Here is a 17,659-nt window from a genome sequence, read left to right on the forward strand (position 1 = left end):
CCTGCCATCGGCCAGCAGGACCGCCGCCAACCCCTGGGGCATGGATCCTGTGCGCAACATGCGCATAAGAGCGCAAGGTTGTTGCTGATTATTTCATGCGGATGATATAGATTTGCATTTAGCTGCAAGCCGCTTCGCCGTGCCTGCGCGACCCGCTGCTCGTGACCCCCGGATATCAAGGGCAACGTCCGAGTATTTATGTGAATAATTATCAATAGTCTAAGGTAGCAATTATCAAATGTGCGCCAAGAACTGCCAACGCTCCCTGCCTTCCAAGCGCCTGCTGGCCACTGCCGTCGGTCTTGCAGTCGCCTCGCTGAGCCTGCCCGCTCTGGCTGACGACGCCGTGCAGCTGGACAATCTGACCGTCAAGGCAAAGAGGGACAGCGGCTACAAGACGGAGAGCTCCGCATCGGCCAAGTACGTCAAACCGCTGCTCGATACGCCGCAGACCATCAATGTGGTGCCGGCCGAGGTGATTCGTGAGCAGCAGGCGCTGAGCCTGCGCCAGGTGCTGTCCAACGTCTCCGGCATTACCTTCAACGCCGGGGAGGGCGGTGGCGGCTCGGGTGACAGCATCAACATCCGCGGTTTCTCCGCCAACGCCAACCTGCAGATCGACGGCCTGCGCGACAGCGCCCAGACCAGCCGCACCGATACCTTCAATATCGAGCAGGTCGAGGTCATCAAGGGCCCCAATTCGGTATTCGGGGGCGCAGGTACCACGGGCGGCAGCATCAACATCATCAGCAAGCAGCCGCTGCAGCGAGACTTCACCGAAATCGGCGCCGGCCTCGGCACCGACAACTACCACCGCCTGACCCTGGACACCAACCAGACCCTCGATGGCGTGGGTGTCGGCAGCGCCGTGCGCCTGAACCTGATGGCGCACGAGAACGATGTCCCCGGGCGTGACCAGATCGACCGTGAGCGCTGGGGCATCGCGCCTTCGCTGGCGCTGGGCCTGAGCGAGGCGACTCGCCTGACCCTGAGCTATTTCCACCAGAGCGATGACAACCTGCCCGACTACGGCGTGCCCGCGCTGGATGGCAAGAAGCTGGCCGGCGTCAGCCGCGAGGATTACTTCGGCTGGAAGAATCTGGACAAGGAGCGCATCGAGCAGGACGCGTTCACCGTCAACCTCGAGCACGACATCAACGACGCGCTGCGTCTGCAGAACCTGACCCGTTACAGCCGTGTGGATCGCGAGACGGTGGTTTCCGCGTCGCATGTGAACCTGACCGGCGTGCCGGCGGGTAATTATCGTCCGGCCGGCCCGCAGGGTTATGGGCGTGACGTCACCACCGAAATGTGGATCAACCAGACCAACCTGCGCGCCAGCTTCGACACGTCCGGGCTGGCCCACGAGCTGGTCACCGGTGTCGAGGTGTCGCGCGAGAATCTCGACCTCAAGACCTACAACCATGGCCTGGGCAATGCCGTGTATCCGGGCAGCGGTTTCGACCTGTCCAACCCGCCCGGTCGCTGGAACGGCCCGATCAACAAGACCACCACCGGTTACACCGAGAACCAGCTGGATAACCGTGCGCTTTACGTGTTCGACAGCATTGCACTGAGCCCGCAGTGGGACCTGAACCTGGGGCTGCGTTATGACTGGTTCGATGCCGAGAGCGAGTCCTTCTCCGCCAGTCATGTGCGCACCGGCCGCTTCACCTCCACCGATGAAGAGCTCAGCAGCCGTGCCGGCCTGGTCTACAAGCCGGCCGAAAATGGCCGCATCTACGTCGCCTGGGGCACCTCCTTCAACCCCTCGGCGGAGAACGTCGCTTCCAACGGCGGTGGCTTGAACGCCGCGACCCAGAGCCTCAATCCCGAGAAGAACGAGACCTGGGAGCTGGGCACCAAGTGGGAGTTGTTCGACGGCCGCCTGATGCTCGATGGCGCGCTGTTCCGCGTCGACAAGACCGATGCGCGCGAGCAGCTGGCCGATGGCAGCTATATCCTGGCGGGCGAGCAGCGCGTGCAGGGTGTCGAGCTGGGGGCTACCGGCAAGCTGAGCGAGCGCTGGGACGTCTACGCCAACTACACCTTCCTCGACAGCGAGACCCTCAAGTCCACCATCGACCCGAACCGCGAGGGTCAGGCGCTGGGCAACACCCCGCCGCACTCGTTCAACCTGTGGACCACCTACGAGGTCGCTCAGGGTTGGACGCTGGGTTATGGCGCCCGTTACGTCAGCGAGCGCAACGTCAGTGCCAGCACCCAGGCCAAACTCGACGCCTACTGGCTGCACAACGCGATGATCGGCTACAAGGTCAACCGCAACCTCGACCTGCAGCTGAACGTCAACAACCTGTTCGACAAGGATTACGTCGAGCGTGTGCGGCAGAACATCGGTACCACCGCCCGCTCCTCGGCCATCGAGTACGGCGATGCGCGCTCGGCGATCCTGTCGGCGACCTACAGCTTCTGAGTGCCGCTGCGGCTTCCCTGGAAGTCGCCAGAAAGCAAAACGCCAGCCCCGGGGGCTGGCGTTTTGCATTGCAGTGTCCTGAATCAGAACTCGATGACGGTGGACAGCCAGAGGCGGCGCCCTTCTTCCAGAGTGCCGGTGGTCGACTGGCCGATCTGCGTGTAGTCGGACGCCCATCCGGTGGAACCGGTGTTGGTGGTGTAGTAGCTGCCGCTGGTGAAGTCCTTGTCGAACAGGTTGTAGATCGTGGCGCTGAACGTCAGGTTTTCGGTCGCCTTGAACGAACCCCCGAGGTGGAAGACTTCATAAGCCTTCAGATCACCGACGGCATCGTAAAGGGCCTTGTTCGCGGCGGTCAGGTTGGCGTAACGATCGGTGAAGCGGGCGCGCTCACCGCGATACTCCCCCTTGAACCACAGGGTCAGGCGGTCATTGGCAGCCCAGCTCAGGCGCGCATGGGCCATGTGCTCCGGCGTATTGGTGAGAGGCGCGCCTTTGTTGATGCCGCTTTTCTGTTCGCTGTCGGTGTAGGTGTAGTTGACGGCCAGCGCCCAGGCCGGTGCGAACTGCCAGCGACCCGCTACTTCCACGCCCTTGGTCACGGCTTCGCCGATGTTCACGCTCTGGGCGAAGTTCTCCTGAGTGAAACCCGGGCCATAGCTCACGCAGCCTGGCTGGTTCGGGTTCGCCGTGTAGAAACAGTTCGCCAGCGGTGTGCCGTCGTCGATCTTGTCCTTGAACTTGTTGTGAAACAGGGTGACGTTGGCATTGAAGTTGGCGAGGTTGTCGTAGTACGCGCCGATTTCGGTGTTGGTGGTGATCTCCGGGTCGAGGTCCGGACTGCCGATGGTGATGGTCGAGCCCTGGCCGGTCACACCGTTGATGCCATCGTGCAGCTGATTGAGCGTCGGAGTCTTGTAGCCACGGCTGACGCCGCCCTTGAGTGTCCAGGCGTCAGTGGTGTTCCAGACCAGGTAGGCGCGCGGGCTGATGTGGCCGCCGAAGGCTTCATGATCTTCGTAGCGGGCGCCCAGGGTCAGCGCCAGGTTGTCGCGCAGACGCCACTCGTCTTCGGCGAACAGCGCCCAGGAAGTCTGCTGGAAATCTTCGTCGGCGATGCCGTCGGTGACCTTGGCGTCCCACCACTGAGCGCCGACGGTGGTGATGTGCGATTCGCCCACTGGAGCGACCAGCTTGGTGTCGACGACCAGATCGGTCGACTTCAGCTCGCGGTCGTCGCCGATGATGATCGAGGGGAATCCGGTGTACGAGTTGCCGATCGGGTTACCGGGAATGGTGCGGCCGAAGGTTTCCGTGGTGTTGTGGGTGACGCTGCTTTCCAGCGTACCGAAGCTGAAACGTCCGGTATGGCTGAGGGCGAACTGATCGCGCTGGAAGCGCAGTTCATCCTTGTAACCATTGGCACGCAAGGGGGCATTGGTGGTGCAGCCGTCGGTCGCACTGCCGCCGTTCTTGCCATCGAGATTGCCCAGCTGGCAGTCGTCGTTGTTGTAGACCTGACGGCCGCGCTCGAAATCCAGCGAGAAGTCGTGGCTTTCGTTCGGGGTCAGCGTCAGGCGGCTGCCGAAGGTCGCGTTGCGGCCCTCGACCGGCGACGCGCCACGCTTGCTGACGGTACTGTCGTTGTCGAACTGCAGCTCCGACTCGCCGCGGTCATAGAAGCTGCCGCGCACAGCCAGGCCCAGCAGGCCTTCGACCAGCGGGCCGCTGGCATAGAGGCTGGTGCTGCTGGTGGCGCCATAGTCGCGGTTCTCCTGGAAGGTGTGGTCCAGGCTCAGGCTGGCTCCCCATTCCTTGGCCACCTTGCGGGTGATGATGTTGACCACGCCGCCCATGGCGTCAGAGCCATACAGGGTCGACATCGGCCCACGAATCACCTCGATGCGTTCGATGGCGGACATCGGCGGCATGAAGCTGGTGGCGGTTTCGTTGAAGCCGTTGGGCGTGACGTTGCCCGCGGTGTTCTGGCGCCGGCCGTCGATGAGGATCAGGGTGTAGTCGCTGGGCATGCCGCGAATGCTGATGTTCAGGCCGCCGGTCTTGCCGGTGCCCTGGCGCACGTCGATGCCTTCGACGTCTTCCAATGCCTGCGCCAGGTTGCTGTAGCGCTTCTGCTGCAACTCCTCGCGGCTGATCACGCTGATGCTGGCGGGGGCTTCGGTGATCTTCTGTTCGAAGCCGGAAGCGCTGACGACCACGTCGCCCAGGGCGATCGGCTCGTTGGCCTGGGCGCCGAAGCTGGCGGCCAGCGCAACGGCGCTAGCCAGGGCGGTACGGGAATTGAGGGCGGACATCGATCTACTCCTGGCAGTATGAGAGTGCAGGCGGAACGGTTGCGAACGGCCGGGATGATAGTGATTTGCATATAGGGTTCAATCGCGGGTGAGATCGATGACCACGGCAACGGCCTGGACGTGCCGTGGTGGCTGGGCTGCAGCCAGGTGTAAATTTTGTAAGTGCGATAAATTCTCGAATGCGCGGACAGGCTTTGCGGATGTTTTCCAGGCGCTCTAAGCTGCCGGCATGAACCGTATTCTTCTCAACTGCGACATGGGCGAGGGCTTCGGTGCCTGGCGCATGGGCGACGATGCGCTGGCCATGCCGCTGATCGATCAGGCCAACCTCGCCTGCGGCTTCCATGCCGGCGATCCGCTGATCATGGCGCGCAGCGTCAACCTGGCGATGGAGCATGGCGTGCGCATCGGCGCGCATCCTTCCTATCCGGATCTGCAGGGCTTCGGCCGCCGCCATCTGCAATGCTCGGCCGAAGAGGTGCGGGCGCTGGTGCTGTATCAGATCGGCGCGCTGGATGCCTTCTGCCGCGCCGCCGGTGGCCAGTTGGCCTACGTCAAGCCGCACGGCGCGCTGTACAACGATCTGGTGCGCGACGATGCGCTGCTGATGGCGGTGCTCGATGCCTGCCACTGCTACCGCAAGGGCCTGCCGTTGATGGTGCTGGCTCTGGCCGACAACGGCCGAGAGCTGCGCCTGGCCGACGAGGCGGACGTGCCGTTGATGTTCGAAGCCTTCGCCGACCGCGCCTACCTCTCGGACGGCCAGTTGGCTCCACGCCGGCTCAGTGGCGCGGTGCACCAGGATCCCGAGCGCATCCTCGCCCAGGCGTTGGCCATCGCCCGTGGCGAGCCCTTTGCCGATATCGATGGCAAGCCGCTGCAGTTGCGCGCCGACAGCCTGTGCGTGCACGGCGACAACCCCGAGTCGCTGGCCGTGCTGCGACGCTTGCGGGCGCAGCTGGATGCATTGTGAGGCGCGAGCCAAACATGACGTAGGGTGCGCCGTGCGCACCAGCGAGTTTTTGCAAGCCACGCAGCGATTGGTACGCGCAACACCCCCTACGCAGGCCGGCTAGCGGGGGCCGTTCGGCTGCCAGTCCAGGGTCAGCGCCTCCTGCCAGGCGAAACGCTCGAAATGACTGGCCACCACCTCCTGCAGGCGTTGCAGTTCTTCGCTGCCGGCGGCCTCGACCCGCAGGCGCAGCCCGTGAGCTTCGGCCTGCAGCGAGGCCAGGCCGAAGGCGAACTCGATACGGCCCTGTTGCGCGTCGAAGCTGACCGGAATCTTGTGTGCGAAGTGCTTGCACAGCCGGCCGATGTAGCGCGCGGGCGTGTCGGTGGTGACGAAAGCGCTGCTGCTCAATGTGTTCATCGCTGCTCCTTGGGTGCATTGCGCACCGGGTCTGCTGGTGGCCGCCGCTCCATCGCGTAGCGGCGGCAAGTCGGTTCAATAGGCCAGGGTGAAACGCTGACGGACATGCTGCGGCTGCTCGACTTCGTCCAGCAGCGCCACGGCCAGGTCCGCCAGCGAGATGCGTCCGGGCTGGTCGCCGTCCATCAGCAACTCGTCGCCTCCGAGGCGGAACTTGCCGGTGCGCGGCCCCGGCTCGAGCAGGGCGGCGGGGGAGAGGAAGGTCCACTCCAGCTCATGCTCGTCACGCAGCATGTTCAGTGCTTGGCGTGCGCCCTCGGCGCCTTCCTCGTACTCGGCGGGAAAATCCGGCGTGTCGATCAGCTGCAGGCCGGGGGCGACATAGAGGCTGCCGGCGCCACCGACCACCAGCAGGCGCCTGACTCCGGCCTGCCTGCTCGCAGCGAGGATGGCACGACTGCCGGCGATGAACTGCTCGCGAATGTCGGCCACACCCCAGCCGGGGTTGAAGGCACTGAGTACCGCATCGTGGCCACGCAGCTGTTCGGCCAGCGCCGCGCTGTCGTGCACGTCCGCTCGCACGGCGACCAGATTGGCATGAGCGGGCAGTTTTTCCGGATGGCGTACCAGGGCGGTGACCTGGTGGCCGCGATTCAGGGCTTCTTGCAGCAGCGGCGCGCCGACGTAACCGCTGGCGCCGATCAGGGCGAGTTTCATGGGGAGTGCCTCGGTGTGTGAAGGTGAACACATCATCCCTATGGATAAACGCCGGAAAAACTGGCTTGATGCACTTGGATAATTAAGCAGGGCTTCATAATGGAGCAGCTCAAACGCATGGCGCTGTTCGCCACGGTGGTGCAGAAGGGCTCGATGGTCGCTGCCGCCGAGGTCCTAGGCATGAGCGCGTCGGCCGTCAGCCAGCAGATCCGTCGGCTGGAGGAGGCCACTGGCGTCAGCCTGCTGCATCGCACCACGCGCAAGTTGACCCTGAGCGAGGCGGGGGCCCAGTTCTACGAGAGTTGCAGGCAAATCGTCGAGTTGGCCGAGCAGGCCGAGCAACGTCTGGCCGAGCAGCGTGACGCGCCGGTTGGTGAGCTGCGTATCGCCGCACCGGTCGGCTTTTCCGGGCCGGTGTTGAGTGAAGCGCTGGCGCCGCTCTTGAGCGCGCATCCGGCGCTGAGCCTGCGTCTGTTTTTCCAGGACGAGCAGATCGACCTGATCGAGCAGCGTATCGACCTGGCCATCCGCGTCGGCCAGCTGGATGACTCCAGCCTGGTGGCCCGGCATGTCGCGGACTGGCGCATGCTGGTCTGCGCTGCGCCGGCCTACCTGGCGCGCCACGTCTGGCCGACGCAGCCGCAGCAACTGCTCGATCTGGACTGGATCGCGCTGAACACCGAGCGCAGCCAGCATCTGCAGCTGCACGGGCCGGGCGGCGCAACGCAGCGCCTGCGTCTGGAAAGTCGCATCGCCTGCAACAACGTTCTTGCGGCGCGCCAGTTCACCCTGGCGGGCATGGGCGTTTCGCTGCAGCCGGAGCCGGAAATCCGCGAGCTGCTGGCGCGCGGCGAGCTGCTGGCCCTGCTGCCGGACTGGCAGCTGGAGCCGATCGGCCTGCATATCGTCACCCCGCGTCGCGACGCGCAACCGGCCAAGGTGCGCTATGCCATCGAGGCGCTAAGGCGGCATCTGGTCAGCGCATGATGATCAACAGTCGGCATCCGTCTCTGGCTGTGCGAGGATGGCCGGCAATCAATCTCTCCATCAGAAAGGACCCGTGATTCGCACCGATGAAGACGCCCAAACGTATTGAACCCCTGGTCGAGGATGGCCTGGTGGACGAGGTGCTTCGCCCGCTGATGAGCGGCAAGGAAGCAGCGGTCTATGTGGTGCGCTGCGGCGACGAGCTGCGCTGCGCCAAGGTCTACAAGGAAGCCAACAAGCGCAGCTTCCGCCAGGCCTCCGAGTATCAGGAAGGGCGCAAGGTGCGCGGCAGCCGCCAGGCGCGCGCCATGGCCAAAGGCAGCAAGTACGGGCGCAAGGAGCAGGAGCAGGCCTGGCAGAACGCCGAGGTCGCTGCGCTGTTTCACCTGGCCAGTGCTGGCGTGCGGGTGCCCAAGCCCTATGACTTTCTCGATGGCGTGCTGCTGATGGAACTGGTCACCGATGGCGAGGGTGACGTGGCCCCCAGGCTCAACGACGTCGACCTGCACCCGGACGACGCCCGTGAATTCCATGCCTTCATGATCCAGGAGATCGTCAAGATGCTCTGCGCCGGCCTGGTGCATGGCGACCTGTCGGAATTCAACGTGCTGCTCGGCCCCGACGGCCCGGTGATCATCGACCTGCCGCAGGCGGTGGACGCGGCGGCCAACAACCATGCCTTCAGCATGCTCGAGCGCGACGTGCGCAACATGGCCGAGTACTTCGGCCAGTTCGCCCCCGAGCTGAGATACACCAAGTACGCCAAGGAAATGTGGGCACTCTACGAGGCCGGCAAACTGACGCCGCACACCCAGCTGACCGGCGAGTTCGCCGAACCTGAGGACGCCGCCGATATCGATGCGGTGATGCGCGAGATCAAGGCCGCCCTGGCCGAAGAAGCGAAGAAACAGGCGCTGCGCAACGCCGAAGACGAGCCCAAGGACGTCGAACCCACACCACCCTGGATGCGTTGAGAGGGGGCGTAGGGTGCGCCGTTCGCACCATCTTCACACTGCGCCCGGTGCCGCGGGTGGGACTTTATAACTGGCGCGGCCCTACGGTTGACGGTGCGACGAACACCCCGGCGCACCGCAGCCCACCCCTTCCTCCAATCCCTGCAGAATCGGACAATCCGGCCGGCTATCGCCTTGACAACTGTCGGCCAGCTCCACCAGCGTATCGCGTAACGCGCTCATCTCGGCGATCTTGCGTTCCAGTTCTGCGATATGTCCCTCGGCCAGCGCCTTCACATCGGCACTGGCGCGCTGCTTGTCCTGCCACAGGGCCAGAAGCCGGCCCACTTCCTCCAGAGAAAACCCCAGATCCCGCGCCCGCTTGATAAAGGCCAGGCGGTGCAGATCCGACGCGCTGTACTGCCGATAACCACTCTCCGACCGCCCGGCGCGCGGCAGCAGGTCGATGGACTCGTAGTAGCGGATCATCTTGGCGCTGAGGCCGGTGTGCTTGGCGGCTTGGCCGATGTTCATGGATGCAGCCTTCTTGTCGGCAGAAACTCCGCGTGACTATGCCAGAGGGTTGAACCCGAAATGAATCTTGAGTTGGCCGATGATCATGCTGATCCAGAATACCGTCAGGCTGAAGCAAGTGAAGTACAACCATATCGACAGGGGTAGGCTGACCCTGGGTTTGTTCAAGCCCAGGGTGTAGCGGAAGCTATAACGGTGCATCCGGCAGAAACGGTCGAAAGGGCTGACGGACTCCTGCCTGAAATCAGGAAGCCTGGAAAAGTATGGGTCGAGCCGACTTATCCCATGGAAGCACATGTAGATGCCGTTGAAGCCGCCGGCGACGAAAAGCAGCACCCAGACGAGGACCAGCACGATTTCCAGGGGCGATGCGTCACTCACGCCGGGATACGCCTAGGCAAAGGGGCCAATCTGTAAATACCTGCCGAGCGCCGCCAAGCCTAATGTGATCCAAATGATGGTGAGGCTGAAGAACGAGAAATACAGCCAGAGCGATAGACCCGCGCCTACAGTGGGGCGGCGTATGCCTAGCGAGTAGAGAAAACTGTACTTGTGCAATCTATAGAAACCATCGAATGGGCTCCGTGATTCCCAGCTTGGATCAGGCTTGCTGGAGAAGTACCTATCCAGCCTGCGAATCCCGAAGAAGGCAGCATAGACATGATTGAGGGTGCCGGTCACCAGTATGAGCAATAGGGTATTCGCCAGAACGGCCCTGACCGATAGTGTGGCGTCCATTATCGGCTCGATTCATCGTCCGCTGTGCCTACCTGTCGGGCCAGCTCAGCCTCCCGCTCTGCGATAGCACGCTCCAGTTCCGGGGAGCGCTTGGCCCATTGTTCGGGTGGCAGGGGGTTTGACCATTCCACCGCTTCTGGGGCGGTCAGGTCGGGGATATTGGCGAGTTTTCGGATCAGCAGTACCGCAATCCAGGGCAAACCGAAAATGGTCAGGCCGAGAAAGGTCATGCAGGCAGCACCGAACTGGCCTTGCTTCAGCTCGCGGAACAACTGCTGGAATGCCTCGATCCATGCCCCCAGGTAGCCGCCGCGCTGAACCTTCTCATAGGCGTCTTCACGGGTGGTATCAGGCACCGCCTCCGGGCCGATTTCCATAAAGCTGCGAATACATTCCCACTGCGCCATGGAGCCAGTGCCACCTCCGGTATTGAGCATCATCACCCAGCCCGGTTTGTTCTCCGAATAGGCCTCATGCTCCTGCCCTTCGAGGGGCAACCAGAGGATAAGTGCACCCTGCTTGCTGGCGCCGCCGGTATTGAGGCTAAGCGCGCTGGGGGACACAGCATGCACACGCTCCCAGGGAACGAACCAGTAGTTGCCGTCCGGCTCGGTCACGCAGACCTCACGGCGCTGTCGGTTGAAGCGCAGGGGCGGTGTCAGTGGTTTACGCCATTGCTTTATAAAAAAGTACCAAAGCGGCCCCATGATCGCCGCCCCCACCAATGGGATAATCCCCAGATAGACCCAAGTTACACCTGGAACGGCAGAAGAGCTTGCAACGACCCAAACAGAAATCGCAATGAATACGAGGGACATGGCATGCAGCGTCATCCACCCCCCCCCCATGGCGAAACTACCGATATCCAGATAAACCGAGTTTTTGCGCCAGATGATATTCATCAGATCCTGGGGTGGCTGCCCGGTTGGTATCGGCAAAGGGGCCAGATGCTCCTGTTGGCGGAGAAAGCCGCGTTCGATATCGCCGGCCTGTGCGTTCATTACTGATCCTCGGGAGTCAAGACTGTCCGTTCGACCTCAACGGCGGGTAGGCTGTCGCTGAGCAATGGGCCGTCGCTGCTGCCATGCTCGGTAATACTGGTACCACGGATGATATAGCGCATGCCCTGGGCACCACCGACCACTAGTTGGCGGGGTTAAGGGTGCCGGTCAGCATGGCCAGGGGGTTATGGTAGATCACCTGCAACTGCCAGTAGCTGCCCTCCGGCTGTGCCGGCAGCTTGCCGCTCAGGCGCAGGCCCATACCCTGATGGATGGACAGCCACTGGCTGTGCACAGCGGCCAGCCAGTGGTGGGTGCAGTCGGTGGTAGAGACACTCTCCGGCTAGGTCAGCAACCCGGGATGGCGAACATCGTGATCACGAAGCCACATCGAATCCGCGCAACGCAAAGAAGCTCTGCCCTTGAAACTGCTGTGCTGAGCGCTGCGCGACGCTGAACACGAGTCGATCATGGACGAAGTGTCCGAAGAAGCGATGCACGGACTCACTGACTTCTCTGGGGTTCTTGTCGAACCATTCCGACAGCAGTACCAGCCAGATATCGGCCTGCTCCCGCGTACCCGCTGCGCGCCAGCCCAGCTTGGGATTGTTCAGGGCCAGGCGCATGTCATTGGCCTCTTCATCGACCTCTTCCAGCCAGCCGAAGTCATCCCGTAGCCTGGCGCGCTCGTCGGTGATGGCTTGCAGGCGCTGTGTACGGTCATCACGTTGCGCCGCAGTTTCGCGAGAGATACCAAGCATGCCGCTCATGCTGCCCAGTGCACTGATGCGCAGGCGCTCTTCCTCTTCTGCCAGTTGTCGCAGGCGTTCCTGGTAGGGCCTCCACAGCGCGGCCAGCCAGCGGATGTACAGACGCATATGGGCGGCGAAGAGCAACTCCTGCGGGCGCATGGGGGCGACGGCATAGAAGGGCTTGACGCTCTTCAATTCGGCGATGCTGGTTTGCGCCTCGCGCTCATAATGGCGGCTCAGCCCTTTGGCGCTGGCCTGCTCGAAGTGATCGTTGAAGATAAAGAGAGAGGCAGTATCCGCATCGATTTCATACAGCTGATCCAACGAAGGAAATGGCGCCCCCGCTCTGCGCGCGGCGTGATACATCTCATGCAGGCTCACCAGGGCCAGTTCGGCACTGGGCTTCTGCTCCCCGGGGAGCAGGCTGCCGCCGATATCCTCGCTAACGCCGGGCATCCATTTCTCCCGCCAGTTGGCCTTGCTGCTGCCAAGCAGGCGAGCACGGCGGTAGAAGCGACGTTCATGGGCCGCCACCAGATGCAACGCCTGCTTGACGTGCTCGGGCAAGGGGCCGCCATCGTCCAGCACGGTGCGCACGGGCAAGGGCAGGTAAGGAAGGTCGACATGGCTGCGGTCAACACCATCGAAGAGCCCAGCAAAGAGGATAGTCAGCGTCTTGCCCTGATAGCGGTAAGTGCCGTCGGCGGGTTGCGGCTCACGGCTTAGCAGTTCATGCAGGAAGGCGCGTGCCAAAGTGGCGCCGTAATCGAAGCCATAGACGGTCAATTCGATCCGTTTGAGAAGGGGGCGACCGGTTTGTGCCTCGATCTTGCCTATTGCGTCATTGATGAAATCAATTGCGCCCTCGATACGCGTATCAGCGCCGGTCTTCAACAGCTCGGCTACGAAGGCGTTATCACGCACAGGAGCCAATAGCTCGACGCTGGCATCGATTAAAGCTCCCTGGAGCAACTTCCCCGCCTTGACAGGCTTTTGCAGAAAGGCCTTGAGGTCTCGGCTGATGCGTTCCCACCAACTGCGTTTGGCATCGAGGATATCCTTAGCAGTCTCGATGGCCTCATCCTTGACCGCGTCAGCCGGTATATCGCTGGCCGTCGACTCGAAGCTAGCTAGTCCACTATTGGCGATTAGATTCAAGTCAGCGGAAAAATCCTCACCCAGGCCGGATGCATAGAATTTTCTATATGAAAAGAGTGGATCCTGAGGCTGATTGGGTTGATCAAACTTATGTACAAGGAACAGTTTAGCGATGTTACTGACCCGCCCCGTTTGCATATCCTTGATGCGGTGACGCCCGAAGCCGTCGAAGAAAAAACCGATCCTCAAGGTATGTTCACAGGGCGCGATATGCGAGCTGCGTTGCGCAGGGTTGCAGCGTGCGGACATGGCCGCTGCCTGTTCGGCAATGGTGTTGCTCATGGCGTAGTACCTTCCTTGGGTGCTTCCTTGAGGTTTTCATAAGGGCTGTCCAGATTGGGGCTCCAGAACAGACGCACCTGATCCCCCGGAAAAAAGTGCACATGCAGATACTTGTCTTGCCGGGTGCGGTGCGGGTTGGGCACTTGCCGGGTGATGGTCTCTTTTTCAACGCCCTGGCGAACCTGTTCCCCGGTGCGTCCCTTGATCCACTGCACTGTCAGCACATCGCCTTCGATACGCGCGCAGCATACGGCCCCACCATTGCCACCCCAGGCCTCGTTGACGAAATAGCTGAAGACAGGTCTATCCGTATGGTTGTGTCCATACAGAATGGCGCCGGGCATACGGGTGTAAGCCCAGGCTGCATAGGTGAGCACCAGCGCTACCGGCAGCAACAATTTGATCAGCGATCTGGCCGAGGCCGGCAAGGCACGCCAGCGGCGGAGCCCTTTATTAATGCGGTTCATCTGCTACCTCCTGTTCGGGTGCTTCCTTGAAGTTTTCGTAAAGACTGTCCAGATTGGCGCTCCAGAACAGACGGACTTGATCACCGGGGAAGAAGTGCACATGCAGGTACTTGTCTTGCCGGGTACGAGGCGGGTTGGGCACTCGCCGGGTGATGGTTTCCTCCCGCAGCCCAGCCTCGTACTGAGCTTGGGTGGTGCTCTTGATCCATTGCACTGTCAGCACATCGCCTTCGATACGCGTGCAGCATACGGCCCCACCATTGCCACCCCAGGCCTCGTTAACGAAATAGCTGAAGACAGGGCGATCCGTATGGTTGTGTCCATACAGAATGGCGCCGGGCATGCGGGTGTAAACCCAGGCTACGTAGGTGAGCACTAACACTATCGGCAGCAGCAGTTTGATCAGCGATCTGGCTGAGGCCGGCAAGGCCCGCCAGCGGCGGAGCCCTTGATCAACGGGGTTCATCTGCCATCTCTTGTTCGGGGGCTTCCTTTAGTGCCTTGTAAGGGCTGCCTGGGGTGGGGCTCCAGAACAGACGTACCTGATCCCCCGGAAAGAAATGCACATGCAGGTAATTGTCTTGCCGGGTGCGGGGCGGGCTGGGTACTTGCCGGGTGATGGTTTCCTCACGCAGCCCAGCATCGTACTGGGCTTGGGTGGTGCTCTTGATCCATTGCACGCTCAGCACATCACCCTCGATACGTGAGCAGCAGGCGGCACCTCCTCCGCCAAAAGCCGATGCATTTCCACCCCAGGCTTCGTTGACGGCGTAGCTGAAGATGGGGCGGTCGGTGTGGTTGTGTACGTACAGAGTTGCGCCGGGCATTTGCCGGTAAGCCCAAGCCATACAAACCAGCAGTAACGCCCCCACTAGCAACAAACCGATCAGGCTTTTGTGTGGCGATGATGGCGCCCACTTCATCCCTGTTCGTCCCGCTCGGCGAGCGCGTTGGCGAGGGCCAGCCCCTCATGCTCCACGCGCTGCAGCATCAATGGCCAATCGGGATGCAGGCTTAACGATTGGCCACTCATCAAGCTGTAGAGCGCGTGGAAGGCTTGATCCGACTGCTGGCTCAAGCCTGCTTCTCGAGCGTGCGATAGTGCCTGGCTTACCTGATCCAGGCGCTCGCCATGGCAGTCGCTGAGAAATACCTGCGGGGCATGCTGTTGCAACTCCTCCACCAGCGCCTGGGCATGCAGATCGACACCCAGCGCTTCGACCAGCGCCTGGTCGAGTTCGATGGGGTGATAGGCAGGCACGCTGCCTTGCGCCAGGCCCTCGAAGCGCTGCCAGCCCTGGGCGCTCGGTAGCCACCAGTGTTCGATGGGCCCGAATAGCCAGGCGTGCCAGGGTTGTTCCTGGCGTGCATGAAGGACGGGCAGCACGTTGCGCGCGTAGCTGCGTATCAGCAGCGTGTCGCCATCGATGTCGCGGCAGGCGAGGGCATCGCCCAGGTGTTGCTGCAACTGCAGCATGCTCAGGCGGCTACTCAGCCAGCCATGCCGGGCAGCGGGTGCGAGCCGTTCGTATTGTTCTTGCAAGGCGCTGAACGGTTGGCCACTCAGTTCGACCATTGCCGGGCCTTCGTAGCGCAGATGCTCCATGTCTGCCTGGTGCAGCAACGGCCAGATACTATGCTCGGCCAGCAGCGCTTGGCGGGCATCGGTGGAGAGGAGGCCAAGCTCCACCACCATGGTCAGGCTATGGCTAGCGGCCAGCGCCTGTTCCCAGTCACTGCGCGAGACGTCCAGATCATTCATATCGAGATTCCTGCCAGGATTGCGTTACCTTCGCGCATGGCTTTGCGCAGGCATTCGAGGCAGATGCCCTTGGGGGGCGTTAACTTTTTTCCGGCCGTGACGCGTTCGAGCAAACTGCCCGCTTGGTCGCTATCGGCCATCCCCGGTATCACCGGCATCAAAATCTTCAACCCCGACCCTCTACCCGGCCCACCCCCCGAATTCATCTTGATCGTCGCCCCGCTCAGGGTCACGCCGCTCGGGTCGAGCTTGAGGAAGCTGCCGCCGCCAGAAGCCGTGAGTTCCATGCCGGCGTCGATCACCACCTTGCTGCCGGCGTTGTAGTGAATCTCGTTGCCGGCTTCGATGAACTGGCCGGTGCCGATCCTGTTGTGCTGGGTGACGGCGACGGTGAGGTGGTCGTTGGCGCGCACTTCCACTTTGCGGTCGAGGTCGGTGGTGCGGTGTTCTTCGGCCTTAAGCTCGGTGTAGCTGTTGGCTTCGACCGTATCGTGGCGCTCGTTGCCGACGCGGATCTTCTGGTTGTGCTCAATGTTCTCGTCCCAGTCGCGCTGGGCGTGGATGTAGATTTGCTCGGCGCCCTTGCGGTCTTCGATGCGAAATTCGTTGTAGCCGCCACCGCCGGGGCTGCTCAGGGTCTTGAACACGCTGCGGGTCTTGTTCGCCGGCAGGTCGTAGGGCACGACGTGCTCGGCGTGGTACAGGCAGCCGGTGATCAGCGGCTGGTCGGGGTCGCCTTCGAGGAAGGTGACCAGCACTTCCATGCCCACCCGGGGAATGGCGATGCCGCCGTAGGCCTTGCCGGCCCAGTTGGAGGCCACGCGCAGCCAGCAACTGGTGGTGTCGTTGCCCAGGCCTTCGCGGTCCCAATGGAACTGCACCTTCACCCGGCCGTACTGGTCGCAGTGGATTTCCTCGCCAGCCGGACCGGTGACCACGGCCGTCTGGCTACCCAGTACCTTGGGTTTGCGATGTTCGAGCGCCGGGCGGTAGGGAATGTCCCAGGGCGTGGCGGTGAAGCGGTTGCGGTAGCCCTGCTGGAAGCCATCGCCGGGCAGGGTGTTGCTGGTGACCGACTCCTCCAGCACCTGCGGCTGCTTGCCTTCGTGAATCACTTCATCGAGTAGCCACAGGTCATTCCACTGCTGGCGCGGGTGGCCGGCCAGGGCGAGGAAGTGGCCGCTGATCAGGTACGCATCGCTCTCGCCTTCGGCCAGTTCGTAGTCGCTGCGCAGGCGCTCCAGGCTGCGTTTGGCCAGGTGCTTGCCGCGTGTGCGGTCGGTAAAGCGACCAGGGTAGTCGTAGACTTCCAGCGCCGGGCTGAACTCGCTGCGGTAGTCCGCCTCCATCCTCAGTTTGGGCTGCTCGAAGTCGTAGTCGCGCCAGGTGGCATGGGTGCTGCGGGTTTCCAGGCGCACGCCGAAGGCGCGTACCACTTCGTGATCGGCGGCCAGACCGCTGCCTTGCTGGTAATTCAGCGGATCGAGCTTGGGGAAGACGCTGGCGTCGTCGCCGAACACCAGGCGGTGGCTGTCTTCGCTGTGCTGGAAATGGAAGCTGATGCCTTCTTCCTCGCACAGGCGCTGGATGAAGTGCAGGTCACTCTCGTCGTACTGCACGCAGTAGTCGCGTTCGGGGTAGAGGTAGCCGAGCTGGAACTGATAGGCGTCGCTCTGGATGCCGTGCTCTTCGAGGATCTGGCCGATGATCTGCGGCACGGTGAGGTGCTGGAAGATGCGCTGGTTGTGGCGATGAGCCAGATAGGCGAGCTGAGGCCGCAGGCTGATGCGGTAGCGCGTCAGGCGCTTGCCCGAGTCGCCCTGTTCGATGGCGTAGACCACGCCATGCACACCCTTGCCGGAGGGGCCGAAGGTCAGGTAGGCGGTCTGGTTGATCAGCGCGTCGAGGTCGAGATCGGCGCGCTGGCTGACCAGCTCGATATCGAAACGGTAGGGCTTGTTGAGCGCTTCGCGCCCCTCGAAGCTCAGTACCTGCAGGTCGTTGTCGACGGCGGGAATGGCGAGGGTGATATGCGCCTGGTTGGCATCCAGCATGCCGTGGCCTCCATCCTTGAGTTGGGCGAGGCCTGAAGGGTGCCGGACGCGGCGTCTCGGTTCAATGATGGCATTCCCATACTATGCACCGGGTCATGAAAAAAGCGCCGAGGCGTCCGGGCTCGCTCCCTTG

Annotated in this window: 18 protein-coding genes; 4 read left to right on the top strand and 14 right to left on the bottom strand. The window is 62.4% G+C overall.

What is annotated here, in order from left to right; genetic code table 11:
• Positions 1-238 precede the first annotated feature (238 nt).
• Entirely contained in the window at positions 239-2,434 is a 2,196-nt protein-coding gene (locus N7333_RS13740) for a TonB-dependent siderophore receptor (RefSeq protein ID WP_279858990.1), read from the top strand.
• An 83-nt stretch (positions 2,435-2,517) separates the two neighbouring features.
• Here the strand turns inward: N7333_RS13740 and N7333_RS13745 are convergent, their stop codons facing one another.
• The gene (locus tag N7333_RS13745) at positions 2,518-4,749 is read right to left on the bottom strand and encodes a TonB-dependent receptor (RefSeq protein WP_129482871.1); all 2,232 of its coding nucleotides are present in this window, start codon (positions 4,747-4,749) and stop codon (positions 2,518-2,520) included.
• Positions 4,750-4,978: 229 nt separating this feature from the next.
• On the opposite strand from N7333_RS13745, the gene N7333_RS13750 reads away from it, so the two are divergent.
• Positions 4,979-5,722: a 5-oxoprolinase subunit PxpA gene (locus N7333_RS13750; RefSeq protein ID WP_129482872.1), complete on the top strand. Its 744-nt coding sequence runs from the start codon at positions 4,979-4,981 to the stop codon at positions 5,720-5,722.
• A 99-nt stretch (positions 5,723-5,821) separates the two neighbouring features.
• Here N7333_RS13750 and N7333_RS13755 read toward each other — a convergent pair whose 3' ends face one another.
• Positions 5,822-6,121, bottom strand: a complete 300-nt coding sequence (locus tag N7333_RS13755) for a DUF2218 domain-containing protein (protein WP_129482873.1) — start codon at positions 6,119-6,121, stop codon at positions 5,822-5,824.
• A 75-nt stretch (positions 6,122-6,196) separates the two neighbouring features.
• Positions 6,197-6,838 carry an NAD(P)-dependent oxidoreductase gene (locus tag N7333_RS13760; RefSeq protein WP_129482874.1) on the bottom strand — a complete coding sequence of 214 codons (642 nt, stop codon included), beginning with the start codon at positions 6,836-6,838 and terminating at the stop codon, positions 6,197-6,199.
• A 99-nt stretch (positions 6,839-6,937) separates the two neighbouring features.
• Between N7333_RS13760 and N7333_RS13765 the strand changes: the two genes are divergently transcribed.
• Positions 6,938-7,825 carry a LysR family transcriptional regulator gene (locus N7333_RS13765; protein ID WP_129482875.1) on the top strand — a complete coding sequence of 296 codons (888 nt, stop codon included), beginning with the start codon at positions 6,938-6,940 and terminating at the stop codon, positions 7,823-7,825.
• A gap of 86 nt (positions 7,826-7,911) precedes the next feature.
• Positions 7,912-8,799 (top strand): PA4780 family RIO1-like protein kinase, encoded by an 888-nt coding sequence (locus N7333_RS13770; RefSeq protein WP_129482876.1) that lies wholly within the window; start codon positions 7,912-7,914, stop codon positions 8,797-8,799.
• Positions 8,800-8,880: 81 nt separating this feature from the next.
• Here N7333_RS13770 and cueR read toward each other — a convergent pair whose 3' ends face one another.
• The 11 genes from cueR to N7333_RS13825 form a co-directional block, all read right to left on the bottom strand.
• Positions 8,881-9,312 (bottom strand): Cu(I)-responsive transcriptional regulator, encoded by a 432-nt coding sequence (cueR, locus tag N7333_RS13775; protein WP_129482877.1) that lies wholly within the window; start codon positions 9,310-9,312, stop codon positions 8,881-8,883.
• 36 nt (positions 9,313-9,348) lie between these two features.
• Positions 9,349-9,693 (bottom strand): hypothetical protein, encoded by a 345-nt coding sequence (locus N7333_RS13780; protein ID WP_252576728.1) that lies wholly within the window; start codon positions 9,691-9,693, stop codon positions 9,349-9,351.
• Positions 9,694-9,705: 12 nt separating this feature from the next.
• Positions 9,706-10,050 (bottom strand): hypothetical protein, encoded by a 345-nt coding sequence (locus N7333_RS13785; protein WP_252576729.1) that lies wholly within the window; start codon positions 10,048-10,050, stop codon positions 9,706-9,708.
• Positions 10,050-11,051 (bottom strand): hypothetical protein, encoded by a 1,002-nt coding sequence (locus tag N7333_RS13790; RefSeq protein WP_129482878.1) that lies wholly within the window; start codon positions 11,049-11,051, stop codon positions 10,050-10,052. The genes N7333_RS13785 and N7333_RS13790 overlap by 1 nt, the downstream gene beginning before the upstream one ends.
• Before the next feature lie 142 nt (positions 11,052-11,193).
• Positions 11,194-11,346, bottom strand: coding sequence for a hypothetical protein (locus N7333_RS13795; RefSeq protein ID WP_177491153.1), 153 nt, complete (start codon positions 11,344-11,346; stop codon positions 11,194-11,196).
• Between the two features lie 82 nt (positions 11,347-11,428).
• Positions 11,429-13,243: a DUF2235 domain-containing protein gene (locus N7333_RS13800; RefSeq protein WP_252576730.1), complete on the bottom strand. Its 1,815-nt coding sequence runs from the start codon at positions 13,241-13,243 to the stop codon at positions 11,429-11,431.
• Positions 13,240-13,710, bottom strand: a complete 471-nt coding sequence (locus tag N7333_RS13805) for a DUF3304 domain-containing protein (RefSeq protein WP_129482879.1) — start codon at positions 13,708-13,710, stop codon at positions 13,240-13,242. The genes N7333_RS13800 and N7333_RS13805 overlap by 4 nt, the downstream gene beginning before the upstream one ends.
• The gene (locus N7333_RS13810) at positions 13,697-14,176 is read right to left on the bottom strand and encodes a DUF3304 domain-containing protein (RefSeq protein ID WP_129482880.1); all 480 of its coding nucleotides are present in this window, start codon (positions 14,174-14,176) and stop codon (positions 13,697-13,699) included. Before N7333_RS13810 ends, N7333_RS13805 begins: the two co-directional genes overlap by 14 nt.
• Positions 14,163-14,633 (bottom strand): DUF3304 domain-containing protein, encoded by a 471-nt coding sequence (locus N7333_RS13815; protein WP_129482881.1) that lies wholly within the window; start codon positions 14,631-14,633, stop codon positions 14,163-14,165. The genes N7333_RS13810 and N7333_RS13815 overlap by 14 nt, the downstream gene beginning before the upstream one ends.
• A complete protein-coding gene (locus N7333_RS13820; RefSeq protein WP_129482882.1) occupies positions 14,630-15,472 on the bottom strand; it encodes a DUF4123 domain-containing protein in 843 nt (280 codons plus the stop codon). Before N7333_RS13820 ends, N7333_RS13815 begins: the two co-directional genes overlap by 4 nt.
• Entirely contained in the window at positions 15,469-17,526 is a 2,058-nt protein-coding gene (locus N7333_RS13825) for a type VI secretion system tip protein VgrG (protein WP_129482883.1), read from the bottom strand. Before N7333_RS13825 ends, N7333_RS13820 begins: the two co-directional genes overlap by 4 nt.
• Between the last annotated feature and the right edge of the window lie 133 nt (positions 17,527-17,659).

This window comes from Pseudomonas sp. GD04158 (assembly GCF_029834875.1).
GTDB classification, from domain to species: Bacteria; Pseudomonadota; Gammaproteobacteria; order Pseudomonadales; family Pseudomonadaceae; genus Aquipseudomonas; species Aquipseudomonas hydrolytica.